Annotated in this window: 8 protein-coding genes; 4 read left to right on the top strand and 4 right to left on the bottom strand. The window is 72.3% G+C overall.

The features are described 5' to 3' along the window. Nucleotides 1-339: 339 nt before the first annotated feature. A complete protein-coding gene (locus AC1RU4_RS24585) occupies nt 340-1,683 on the bottom strand; it encodes a glutamine synthetase family protein (protein ID WP_492894213.1) in 1,344 nt (447 codons plus the stop codon). 88 nt (nt 1,684-1,771) lie between these two features. Between AC1RU4_RS24585 and AC1RU4_RS24580 the strand changes: the two genes are divergently transcribed. Continuing rightward, entirely contained in the window at nt 1,772-2,431 is a 660-nt protein-coding gene (locus AC1RU4_RS24580; RefSeq protein ID WP_492894211.1) for a GntR family transcriptional regulator, read from the top strand. A gap of 26 nt (nt 2,432-2,457) precedes the next feature. After that, entirely contained in the window at nt 2,458-3,108 is a 651-nt protein-coding gene (locus AC1RU4_RS24575; protein ID WP_492894209.1) for a glutathione S-transferase family protein, read from the top strand. 38 nt (nt 3,109-3,146) lie between these two features. Here the strand turns inward: AC1RU4_RS24575 and AC1RU4_RS24570 are convergent, their stop codons facing one another. After that, nucleotides 3,147-4,382 (bottom strand): hydantoinase/carbamoylase family amidase, encoded by a 1,236-nt coding sequence (locus AC1RU4_RS24570; protein ID WP_492894207.1) that lies wholly within the window; start codon nt 4,380-4,382, stop codon nt 3,147-3,149. 286 nt (nt 4,383-4,668) lie between these two features. On the opposite strand from AC1RU4_RS24570, the gene AC1RU4_RS24565 reads away from it, so the two are divergent. Both AC1RU4_RS24565 and AC1RU4_RS24560 read left to right on the top strand, forming a co-directional pair. Then, nucleotides 4,669-5,676 (top strand): Dyp-type peroxidase, encoded by a 1,008-nt coding sequence (locus AC1RU4_RS24565; RefSeq protein WP_492894205.1) that lies wholly within the window; start codon nt 4,669-4,671, stop codon nt 5,674-5,676. A gap of 238 nt (nt 5,677-5,914) precedes the next feature. Next, nucleotides 5,915-7,339, top strand: coding sequence for an aldehyde dehydrogenase family protein (locus AC1RU4_RS24560; RefSeq protein WP_492894203.1), 1,425 nt, complete (start codon nt 5,915-5,917; stop codon nt 7,337-7,339). A 48-nt stretch (nt 7,340-7,387) separates the two neighbouring features. On the opposite strand, the gene AC1RU4_RS24555 is transcribed toward AC1RU4_RS24560, so the two are convergent. Both AC1RU4_RS24555 and AC1RU4_RS24550 read right to left on the bottom strand, forming a co-directional pair. Next, the gene (locus AC1RU4_RS24555; protein WP_492894201.1) at nt 7,388-10,879 is read right to left on the bottom strand and encodes an AAA family ATPase; all 3,492 of its coding nucleotides are present in this window, start codon (nt 10,877-10,879) and stop codon (nt 7,388-7,390) included. Then, nucleotides 10,876-12,132, bottom strand: coding sequence for a metallophosphoesterase family protein (locus tag AC1RU4_RS24550; protein ID WP_492894199.1), 1,257 nt, complete (start codon nt 12,130-12,132; stop codon nt 10,876-10,878). The genes AC1RU4_RS24555 and AC1RU4_RS24550 overlap by 4 nt, the downstream gene beginning before the upstream one ends. Between the last annotated feature and the right edge of the window lie 82 nt (nt 12,133-12,214).

Below are 12,214 nucleotides of genomic sequence, written 5' to 3'. Positions count from 1 at the left end.
GATCCCCGCGCCGGCGGCGGGGAGCCGCCCGGCGGGGAGGTCAAGCGGCATGCAAATCCGCCGCCAAGCCTGACGGCTCGCCGTTCGCGACCTTCCCCAACGTCGCGCCGCGGTCCCGGAGCGGGCCGGCCGCCCAATTGTTGGGCGCCGCCTGCCGGCCGGCGATTCATGCCGCGTAGGTGACCCAGATCGGTGACCCAGATCGGTGACCCAGATCGGTGACCCAGATCGGTGACCCAGACCTTGCGCGTGGTCTCCGGCACCCGCCACACGCCGCGGAAGCCGGGCTGCATGACGAAGCTGACGCCGGGCTTCAGCAGCAGCACGGTCTCGCCCGCCTCACACGCTGTGGAGGTAGCTGCGATATTCGAGCTCGGAGATTTCCGTCTCGAACACCGCCAGTTCCTGCCGCTTGCAGGTGGCGAACATGGAGATGAAATCCGGCGGGAACAGCCGGGCGACCAGCGCGCTCGCCTCGAAGGCCTCGATGGCCTGCCGCCAGTCGGGCGGGATCGAGCGCCCGGCCTCCTTGTAGACATTGCCGGCGACCGGCTCGGACGGGGCGACGCCGGCCTCGATGCCGTCCAGCGCGGCGGCGAGGATGGCGGCCAGCACCAGATACGGGTTGGCGTCGGCGCCGGAGACCCGGTGCTCGATGCGCCTTGCCGCCGGCGGCCCGCCGGGAATGCGCACCGCCGCGGTGCGGTTCTCATAGCCCCACGCCGCCGTCGTCGGGGCGAGGGTGCCCGGCCGCAGCCGGCGCGAGGAATTGCGGTGCGGCGCGAAGATCAGCGTGCAGTCGTGCATCGCCCCCAGCAGCCCGGCCACCGCGTGGCGCATGAGCTCGGTGCCGACCGCGGTGCCGTCGTCGAAGACGTTGCGCCCGTCGGCGTCGAGCAGGCTGAAATGCACATGCAGCCCGCTGCCGGAATGGTTCGGGTAGGGCTTGGCCATGAAGCTCGCCGCCAGCCCGTGACGGCGGGCGACGTTCCTGACAATCTGCTTGAAGAACACGGTATCGTCGGCGACGCGCAGCACATCGGGGCCGTGGACGAGGTTGAACTCGTACTGGCCGGGGCCGCTCTCGGAGATCGCCGCATCGACCGCGACGCCGCAGGCTTCCGCCATCGCGTAGACGTCGTCGAGAAAGGGCCCGACATTCGCCAGTTCCTGCAGACAATAGATGGTATCGCCGGCACCGTCATGCGCCTCCGGCAGCGCGGTCAGCGGACGGGCGCGGTCCGTCCGCGCCGGGTCGACGAGGTAGAATTCGAGCTCGGTGGCCGCCACCGGGACGAGGCCACGCGCCTGGAAGCGCGCCGCGACATCGGCCAGCACCCGGCGCGGATCGCCGAAGAACGGCGCGCCGGATTCGAGCCGCATCCACATCGGCATCAGCAGCGCCGGTGTCGGCGTCCAGGCGAGCGGGATCGGCCCGCGCCCGGTCGGCTCGACGATGCCGTCGAGGTCGCCGCGGTCGAACAGGTGGTTGCCGAGCACGTCGGTGCCCCAGATGTCAACGCCGATCGAGGACATCGGCATGCGGATGCCGGCCTTCAGGATCTTGTCGGCGCCGGCCGCACGCACCCGCTTGCCGCGAAAGATGCCGTTGAGGTCGCAATGCGCGGCGAGCAGGAACCGCGGGTCGTCCGGCTGGGTGCTGGGCTCGGCGGTCGGGCGCATCGCAAGGTCGTTTCCGGTGGTGTTTCGCTACATGTTATAATACATGCCCATGTCATATAACAAAGAGCGATCGAGAACGGGACGCCTCATGAACGACGCCAGCGGCGACTATCAGCCGGACACTGTGGCAGACGTGCTACACCGCGATCTGCGCACCCAGATATGGGAAGGCGAGTTCATGCCCGGTGAGCGCGTGTCGATCCGGGCGCTCGCGCAAAAGCGTGGGGTGAGCGTCATTCCGGTGCGCGACGCGGTGCGCCGGCTGGTGGCGGAGGGGGCGCTGCGCTTTGCCGACAGTCGCACCATCGAGGTGCCGCGGCTGAGCTTCACCAATCACCGCGACGTGGTGTTCGCGCGCATGCAGATCGAGCCGGAGACGGCGCGCCGCGCCTTCGAGCACCTGACGCAGGCCGATCTCAACGAGCTGGTCCGCCACGACATGCTGGTCAACGCCGCCATCGAGGGCGACGACCGGCGGCTCTACATGAAGAGCAATTTCGACTTCCACTTCCTCATCTACCGGCGGGCCAGGGCCCCGACGCTGATGCGGATCATCGAGATGCTGTGGCTGCAATCCGGCCCGTCCATGCGCTATATTTCCAGCCAGTACGGCGCGGCGTCCTTCGCGGTCGACCATCACCGCATCGCCACCGACGCGCTGGCGGCGCGCGACGGCGAGCGCTTCGTCGCCGCCATCCGCTCGGATATCGAGCAGGGCATGGAATATATCCTGCGCGCGGAGAAATAGCGCATGCTCGACGCGAGCCGGCCGTCATGACGGGCACGCCGCGCCTGTTCGGAGCGCCGTACAGCGTCTATGTGCGGATCGTCCGGCTCGTGCTCGCCGAAAAGGGCGTCGACTACCGGCTGGTGCCGGTCGACGTCTTCGCGCCGGACGGCCTGCCGCCCGGCTATCTCGACCGGCATCCGTTCGGCCGCATCCCGGCCTTCGACCATGCCGGCTTCGCGCTCTACGAGACCGGCGCCATCACGCGCTATGTCGACGACGCCTTCGCCGGGCCGCGGCTGCAGCCGCCGGACATCCGCGCCCGCGCGCGCTGCAACCAGGTGATCGGCATCGCCGACAATTATGCCTATCCGCAACTGGTATGGGGCATCTATGTCGAGCGGGTCGCCAAGCCGACCGAAGCTGCGCCGACCGAAGCTGCGCCGGCCGATGAAGCCGTCATTGCGGCTGCGGTTCCGAAGGCGGAAACCTGCCTTGCCGCGCTGTCGCGCCTTCTCGGCGACGCGCCGTGGCTGGCCGGCGGGGAATTGTCGCTGGCCGATCTCCATCTCGCGCCGATGATGGACTATTTCCTCATGGCGCCGGAGGGACGGGACATGATCGGGCGCTATCCCGGCCTGGCGGCGTGGTGGTCGCGCATCGCCGTCCGCCCCTCCATGCGGCAGACGCGGCCATAACAGTGGTTAGACGCGCCGCAGGTTAGGCGCGCCGCAGTTCAGTAGGCCAGCGCGTGCAGTCCCGCCGCCAGCAGGCGGATGCCGGCCGCCATGTCCTCGACCGACGAGAACTCCTCCGGCGTGTGGCTGCGCCCGTCCCGGGAGCGCACGAACAGCATCACCATCGGCGCGATGCGGGCCATCTGCTGCGCGTCGTGCGCCGCCCCGCTCGGCAATGTCGCGAAGGGAAGGCCCTGCTCGCGCGCCGTCTCCTGGAAGCGGGCGACGAGGCCGGGATCGGCGGCGCAGGGCGGCAGCTCGAAATAGACGTCGAGCGCGAGATCGAGCCCGCGCCGCGCCGCCACTTCGCGCATCAGCGCCTCGTGGCGCTCATGGAGCCTCGCCCCTTCGGCCGGATCGGGGTGGCGGGCGTCGATCGTGAAGGTCACCTTGCGCGGCACGATGGCGGGGGCATTCGGCTCGGCGATCACCCGGCCGATCGTGGTCACCGCCGGCCTTCCCATGCGGTGGGCGGTGTCGATGACGCCGCTCGCGATCTCGGCGAAGCCGGCCATCGGGTCGCGGCGGCGGTCCATCGGGAAGGCGCCGGCATGGTTGGATTGCCCGGTCAGCTCCACCCGCGTGTGGCGGATGCCGGTAATGGCGTCGACCACGCCGACCGGCAGTCCCGCCACCTCCAGGATCGGCCCCTGCTCGATATGCAGCTCGATAAACGCGGCGATGTCGTCGCGCCTGGCCTCGCCGATGCGCGCCGGGTCGAGCCCGGCCTCGCGCATCGCCGTCTCCATGGTGATGCCGTCATAGTCGGTCATCCGCGACGGCAGGTCGGGCGGGATGCGGCCGGTGACGGCCCGCGAGCCCCAGAATTCGGCGGTGGGGAAGCGGCTGCTCTCCTCCTCGCACAGCGCCACCGTCTCCAGCGTGCGGCGCGGCGGGCCGAATTGTTCCTTGAGCGCTTCGAGCGCGACCAGCCCGGCCAGCGCGCCGAGCGCGCCGTCATAGCGCCCGCCGGGGCACTGGGTGTCGATATGCGAGCCGGTGACGATCGCCTTGCCCGGTTCGGTGCCCTCCAGCCGTCCCCAGACATTGCCGACCGCGTCGCGGGTGACGGAGAGCCCGGCCTCCCCGCACCATCCGGCATATTGATCGGCCGCCGCCACCCATTCCGGCGAATAGACCGTGCGCCACACCCCGGTGCCGGAATGGGCGCCGTGGCGGCCCAGGGCCATCACGTAATGTTCGATGCGGGCGGGGTCGATATGGACGGTGGGCATGGGGTGAGGGCTCCTCGGTCGCAGGCTCGTTGACGCGTGGATGGAGAGCGGAAGCTCGGCCCCGCCTGCCTGCAGGCCGGGCTTACAGCCGCCATTGCCCGACTTCAAACTCAAGATGTTCGCCGGTCCCACGGTCCCCTTGCTGCGAATGGCGCGTTCGGACGGGGGGCGGCAACCCTGGGCCGCCGCCGGCGGGCCGATACGGGTGCAGGCGATGACATGAGCTCTGGACGGGATGCCGGCATCGCGCTTGTAATCCTTCCAGGGAAAAGCTGGAGCAGCCGGGATGTCGGGGAAGAATTGGGACAGGGTGCCGATCGACGCGCAGAGCATCGATGCGCCCCTGTCGCGGGCGGCCGTCTTTCTTGTGGTCACCGTCGCGAACGAGCAGGCCGCTCTGGCAAAGGCCTGCTCGGTGCTCGACGGGCTCGACGATCTCGTCAAGACCGTGGGGTTCCGCGATCTGGCCGGTCGCCTGTCCTGCATCGTCGGAATCGGCCGCGATCTGTGGGACCGTCTCCACGGCGACACGCGACCGCAGGAACTGAAACCGTTTGCGCCGGTCGCGGGGGCGGTCCATGCGGCGCCGTCGACACCGGGCGACCTTCTCTTCCATATCCGGGCCGAGCGTCCCGATCTGTGCTTCGAGTTCGAGCGCCTTCTGCTCGACGGCCTCGGCGACGGCGTGACGGTGGTCGACGAGGTGTCAGGCTTCCGCTATTTCGATGCGCGCGACCTTCTGGGCTTCGTCGACGGCACGGCTAACCCGACCGGCCTCGACCTGCCCGATTCGGCGCTTGTCGGTGGCGAGGATGTCGATTTCCTGGGCGGCAGCTACGTCGTCGTCCAGAAATATCTGCACGATCTCGCCGCGTGGGCGCAGACCCCGACGCCGCTCCAGGAGGCGATCATCGGCCGTACGAAGATCGACAATGTCGAGATCGACGACGACGCTGCGCCGCGCAAGTCGCACAAGTCGCTGGCCACCATCGTCGATGCCGACGGCAGGGAGCATGACATCCTGCGCGACAACATGCCGTTCGGCCGGCCGGGACAGCGGGAGTTCGGCACCTATTTCATCGGCTATTCCCGGTATCTCTGGGTGATCGAAAAGATGCTGCAGCGCATGTATGTCGGCGATCCGCCGGGCGCCTACGATCGGCTGCTGGACTTCTCGACGCCGCACACCGGCACGACCTTCTTCGCGCCGGCGCGCCCGGCGCTGCAGACGCTTGTTCAGGCGGCGCAGCAGAAGCTCGCGGCCGCTGGACCGGCTGACGCGCCGCCGCCCTGAAGCGGGCGGCCTTTCCCAAGGGCGGCCACGAGCCGGCTCCCCCCGCGGCGGCGTGCCGGCGGGCGGGGTATCGGCGTGCCGGCGGGCCGGCAAGCGGCCGGGCCGTCCCCGACTTCGCCACCTCATCCGCTTGGCGGCATGTTCATCCGCCGCGCGACATGCATAAATCAGCGCGGCCGGCGCGGCGGGGCCTTCTCGCCATGCAGCCGGCCAACGATCCGTTCAAGCGAGAGCGCAGATGAGCCACCACCAGAAATTCTACATCGACGGCGCCTGGGTCGACCCGGTCGAGCCGCGCCTGCTCGACGTCGTCGATCCCTCGACCGAGGAAGCCTACACCCAGATCGCCATCGGTTCGGCAGCGGATGTCGACAAGGCCGTCGCGGCCGCCAAGGCGGCGTTCGAGAGCTTCTCGCTGGTGCCGAAGGCCGAGCGCCTCGCGCTGCTCAACCGGATCCTCGCCGCCTATAACGAGCGCTTCGAGGACATCGCGCTGGCGGTGAGCCAGGAGATGGGCGCTCCGCTCGCCTTTGCGCGCGACGCCCAGGCCTGGGCCGGGCGCGCCCATATCGAGGCGACGATCAAGGCGTTCGAGACCTACGAATTCACCGAGCCCCGCGGCACCACCATGGTGATCAAGGAGCCGATCGGCGTCTGCGCGCTGATCACCCCGTGGAACTGGCCGCTCAACCAGATCGCCTGCAAGGTCGCCCCGGCGATCGCCGCCGGCTGCACCGTGGTGCTGAAGCCCTCCGAGATCGCCCCGATCAGCGGCATCATCTTCGCCGAGGTGATGGAGGCCGCCGGCACGCCGAAAGGGGTGTTCAACCTCGTCAACGGCACCGGGCCGGATGTCGGCCAGGTCATGGCCGGCCACAAGGACGTCGACATGGTGTCCTTCACCGGCTCGACCCGCGCCGGCATCATCGTCGCCAAGACGGCGGCCGATACGGTGAAGCGGGTGGCGCAGGAGCTCGGCGGCAAGTCGGCCAACATCATCCTGCCGGACGCCGATTTCAGCGAGGCAGTGGCGCAGGGCGTGCGCTCCTGCTTCGGCAATTCCGGCCAGTCCTGCGACGCGCCGACCCGCATGCTGGTGCCGGCCGACCGCCATGACGAGGCGCTGGCCATCGCCAAGGAGGCCGCCGAGGCGATGCATACCGGCGATCCCAAGGGCGAGGGCACCGATCTCGGCCCGGTGGTCAGCCAGATCCAGTACGACAAGATCCAGCGGCTGATCGAGGCCGGCATCGCCGAGGGCGCCACCCTGGTCACTGGCGGCCCCGGCCGGCCGGAAGGGCTGAACCGCGGCTACTATATCCGCCCCACCGTGTTCGGCCATGTCACCCCCGACATGACCGTCTCCCGCGAGGAGATCTTCGGCCCGGTGCTCTCGGTGCTGTCCTATGCCGACGAGGACGAGGCGGTCGCCATCGCCAACGACACGGTCTACGGCCTCGCCGCCTATATCCAGTCGACCGACATCCGCCACGCCCGCGCGGTGTCGAAGCGCATGCGCGCCGGTTCGGTCTATCTGAACTACCCGGAATGGGACACGTTCGCGCCGTTCGGCGGCTACAAGCAGTCCGGCAACGGCCGCGAATATGCCGATTGGGCGATCCACGACTTCGTGGAGATCAAGGGCGTGGTCGGCTGGGGCTGAGCCCGCCCATCCTCTCTCGGCCGGTGCGGCGTCATCGCCGCGCCGGCCTCACAGGCGGATCGTCTGCGCCTGGTCGCCAAGGGTGCGCGCGGCGCTCTCGGCGACATGCTCGTGATGGGTGAACAGGATCACCTGCGTGGTGGCGCCGAGCTGCGCCAGCACCTCGAAGGCCGCCCGCGTGCGCGCCTCGTCGAAGCTCACCAGGAGGTCGTCGGCGATGAACGGAAGCGGCGTCGTCCGCCGCGCGTGCTCCTCGATGGCGGCGATGCGCAGTGCCAGGAACAGCTGGTCGGCGGTGCCTTCCGACAGCGCGTCGACGGCGACGGCGCGGCCCTCGCGCCGGGCGGCGAGCCGCGGCGGGTCGGCGTCGTAGTCGACGCCGATGCCGTCCCAGCGCCCGGCGGTCAGTGCCACGAACAGCAATGAGGCGCGCTCGACCATCGGGCTCTGGTGCTGCTGGCGGTAGCGCTCGATGGCGAGGGTGAGCAGGCGCGCCGCCACATGGTCGCGGGTGAAGCGCTCCACCGCCTCGGCGATTTCCGCCGTCGCGTCCTGTTCGTCCTGTGCCGCCCCGGCCGCGCCCTCGCGGCGGTCGAGCGCCTCCAGCGCGGAACGCGCCTGCGTATCCTGCTCGACCGCGGCGTCGCGCGCCGCCCGTGCCGCCTCGTGAACGGCCTCGGCCTCGGCGAGCGCGCCGGCCAGCGCCGCGTCGTCACGTCCGTCCACCGCCATGCGCAGCGCCGCCTCGTCGCGGCCGCCGCCGATATCGGCGAGCCGGTCGCGCGCTTCCGCGATCCGCCCTGTGAGGCCGGCGGCGCGCTCCAGCCGGTCGAGCAGGTCCGGCAGCGGCCCGGCCGCCGCTTCGGCCAGGGGCGCGAGGAGACCGGGGGCGAGGAAGCCGGGCGCGAGCAGACCGGCCAGCGCCTTCTCGGCCTCGGTGAGCGTGCCCTGCGCCTGCGTCAACGCGGCCGCACGGGTTTCCAGCGCGGCCGCGGCCTCGATGGCCCGCGCCTGCACCTGCCGCGCCGTTTCCAGCCGGCCGCGCAGCGCCCGTGCGGCGGCGAAGGCGTCGTCCGGCGTCTCGCCGCCGGCGCGGGCCGACAGCTCGGTCATTTCTGCGAGGAACGCGGCCTCGTCGGCGGCGATGCCGGCCATGCGCCGCTCGGCGGTGGCCAGCGCGGCGTCCAGCGTCACCGCCTCGCGCCATAAGGCCAGCGCGGCGCGGGCCTCCTGCGCGCGGGCCGCGGCGCGGATCGCCAAGGCCGGGAATAGCTCGGCGATCTCCGGCGCCAGCGCCTCGCCCTCCTCGATGCTCTCGGCCCGGCGGGCGTCGAGCTCGGCCTGCCGCCGCGCCAGCGCCGCGAGGTCGCGGGCCCGGTCGCGCGCCGCCTGATGGGCCGCCTCGCGCCGGGCGAGCGCGTCGCGCAGCTCGGCCATGCGCAGCGGCGCGGTGCCGGCCGGGGGCAGGTCGAGCCCGGCGCGCAGCGTCTCGTAATCGGCGCGGGTGCGCTGCGCCTCGGCGCCGAGGCGGTCGGCCTCCAGCGCCTCGCGGCGCAGGGCCTCGCGGGCGGCCCGGATGGTCTCGGCCTCGCGCAGCCGCTCGGTCGCCTGCAGCGCCGGCGTCGGGTCGAGCCCGCTCGGTGCCCACAGCGCCCGCCACTCCCCGATCGCCGCCGCGAGCCGGCCGCCGGCCTGCGCCTGCCGCTCCCGCGCGGCGGCGTGGGAAATCTCCAGCGCCGCGAGGTCCTGTTCGGCGCGGGCGAGGTCGGCGAGCCGCTTGGTCTCGCTCTGGCGCTCGTCGGCCAGCCGGTCTGAATCGGCCAGCGCCCTTTCGAGCTCGGAGGCGGCGCGGGCATCCTCCGCCACGGCCGGCCGCTGGCCGAGCGCGAGCGGGCGCAGTCCGGCCCAGAGGGCGTCGCGCGCCGCGCGGGCGGCGGCGATCGCCGCTTCGGTCGGCGCCGGCCGGCCGGCGGTGAGCGCGGCGAGCCGGGCCGTGGCCTGCGCCATCTGCTCGGCGAGCGCCGCGTGCGCTTCCTCCTGCCGCAGCAAGGCCTCCCGCGCCTCGCCGACCCGCCGCAGCGCCGCCTCCGCGGCAGCGGGCGGCGGCAGCGGCAGGGCGGCCAGCGCCTCGATGCCGCCGATGCCCCAGCCGAGCCGCGCCAGCTTTTCCATGAGATCGGCCTGCGCGGCGGCAAGCCTGACCTCCAGCGCCCGCAGCGCCGTCTCGCGCGCCTCGGCGCCGTCGAGCGCGGCCAATTGGCGGCGCAGCGGCGCCGGGTCGTCAGGTGCCTCGCCGGGCTGCCCGCGTTCCAGCTCGGCGCGGCGGGCGGCGAGGGCGCGGCGCTCCTCTTCCAGCCCGGCGCGCCGCACCTCCACCTCGGCCAGCCGGGCGGTGAGGTTGTCGGCGCGGGCGAGCAGCGGCGCGCCGGGCAGCCTCGTGCGCACCGCCTCGGCCGCCTCCAGCCCGAGCCCGACGGCGATGCGGGTGAGGCCCGCGCGCGCCTCGGTCGCTTCGGCGCGGCGGTTCGGCAGGCTGCGCAGCTCGGTCTGCACCGAGGCGCGGGCCTCGTCGGCGGCCTCGACGGCGTCGGCGAGGTCGAGCACCGCCCGGTCGAGCGCGATGGCGCGCACCGCCGCCTCGGCGGCGGCATGCTCGCGCGCCGCGGTGCCGGCGGCGGCGGTGGCGGCCTCCAGCGCCGCCAGCCTTGCGCGCGCCAGCGCCACGAATCCGGCCGGCACCGCCGGCAATTCGCCCAAAGCCGCGCGGCCGGCGATCTGCGCGTCGAGCCCGCGCAACTCGCGCGCCGCGCGGCCGAGGGTCAGCGCCTCGCTGCGCCGGCGGGCGGCCTCGGTCTCCTCGCGTTCGGCGGCGCGGCGGGCCTCGGCGGCACCCTCGGCGCCCTCGCGCAGCCGGCGCACCTCGTCCACCTTCAGCTCGGCGTCGCGGCGGCGGCGGTCGGCGCCGGCGCGGCGGTCGAGCGCCTTGTAGAAGGCGTGGTTGGCGTTCCTGCGGTCGGGATTGAAGATCTGCGCCGCACCGTCCTGCAGCCGGTCGCGCAGCGCGGCGATGCGCCCGAGCCCCGGCGCGCTGGCGATCAGCGTCTCGGCGAGGTCGCCGCCGCCGGCGATCAGGCTGCGGCCCCCGGCGCGCAGCCGCGCCTGGTCGAGCCCGAAAATGTCGAGGAATGCCGCCCGGTCATGCGCGCCGAGGAAGGGCGCCAGGCTGTCCTCCGGCAGCGGCGCCTCGCTCAAAGGATCGATGAGCGCCGCCTTCAGCCGCTTCAGCCGCGCGAAGGCGAGGGTGCGTCCGTCCGCCGCCTCGATGCCGGCGGAGATCCGCAGGCTCGGATAGGGATGCAGGAAGCCGTAGCGCGATTTCTGCTCGATGCCGAACAGCACATCGGTCACCGCCGCCAGCGCCGTGGTCTTGCCGGCCTCGTTGGCGCCGAGCACCACGGCGACCCTGGCGGCCGGATCGAAATCCAGCCGGCGGTCGGTGAAGGGGCCGTAGCGGTCGAGCCCGAGCGTGCGCAATTTCACGGCGCGCGCTCCGTCTCGTCGGCGCCGAGGACGGTGCTCACCGCCTCGCGGGCCGCCGCGATGGCGGCAGCAACGCGAGCCTCCGCCCCAGTTGCATCGAGCCCGATGAGGCGCAGCGCCTCCGCCGGGGTCTTGCCGTGCAGCTCGGCCAGCGTGCGGGCGATCTCGGCATGGAAGGCGGGATCGGCGGCCGTCTCCTCCAGCACCGCGTCGAAGCCGATCACCGCCAGCTCCGTCCCGCCCGGCCCGCTGGTGCGGATGCGCAGCTTCTCGATCAGCAGGTCGGTGCCGAATTCCCACGCCACGGCCTGCAGGTCCTGCGCCAGCGCCTCGGCGCGGGCGGCGAGCGCGGCGTGGATCGGCGTGCGGCCGGCGAGCGTGAGGCGCAGCGCCAGCGGCCGGCCCCCGGCCTCGCCATGCTCCGTACCGATCGCCGCGCGGGCGCGGGCCATCATCCCGGCCTCGCTCTCGACGTCGGCGAGGTCGATCACCGCATGGGCGAAGCGGGCGACATCCAGCGTCAGCGCCTCCAGCCCGGCGACATGGCCGTCGGCGACGGTGACCAGCGTCGCCCCCTTCGGCCCGGTCTCGCGGGCGTGGCGGCCCTGGATGTTGCCGGGAAAGACCAGGGTGGTGCCGCGGGCGGCGATCACCTCGCGCTGGTGAACATGGCCGAGCGCCCAGTAGTCGTAGCCGGTGCGCTCCAGGTCCTCGACGGCGCAGGGCGCATAGGTAGCGTGGCCCTCGCGCCCGTTCAGCGAGGTGTGCAGCACGCCGATATTGAACAGGCCCGGCACCGCCGGCGGGAAGCTGTGGGCGATGTTCTCCGCCACGTGCCGGCTGGCGAAGCCGCGCCCGTGCAGCGCGACGCCGATCTCGTCGATGCGCACGCTCTCCACCGCCCGCACCGAGAAGGCATGCACGTTGGCGGGCAGCTCCAGGCTGCGCGTGACCACCGATTCGGCGTCGTGGTTGCCGCGGATGGTGAAGACGCGGATGCCGGCACGGGCCAGCCGGCCCATCTGCCGGACGAAGAAATGGCCGGTGGCGTAATCGCGCCAGTCGCCGTCATAGACGTCGCCGGCGATCACCACGAAGGCGACCTGCTCGGCGATCGCCGCCGCCACCAGGTTTTCCAGCGCCCGCCGCGAGGCCTCGACGAAGGCACCGCCGGCTTCCCCACGCCGGGCAAGGCCGATCAGCGGGCTGTCGAGATGCAGGTCGGCGGCGTGGAGGAACTTGAACGAGGGCATCGATACCGGATGTCGCGCGGCGCGGGCGGGAGCGCCTGGATGGAAGCGCCGAAGCTGGGGCGCGGCGGCGTCCAAGCTTTGC

The sequence above is a fragment of the Ancylobacter sp. GW821-FHT10E12 genome (assembly GCF_058809335.1).
The sequence above is the reverse complement of the archived record's forward strand: the minus strand, read 5'-3'. Positions and strand labels throughout refer to the sequence as shown.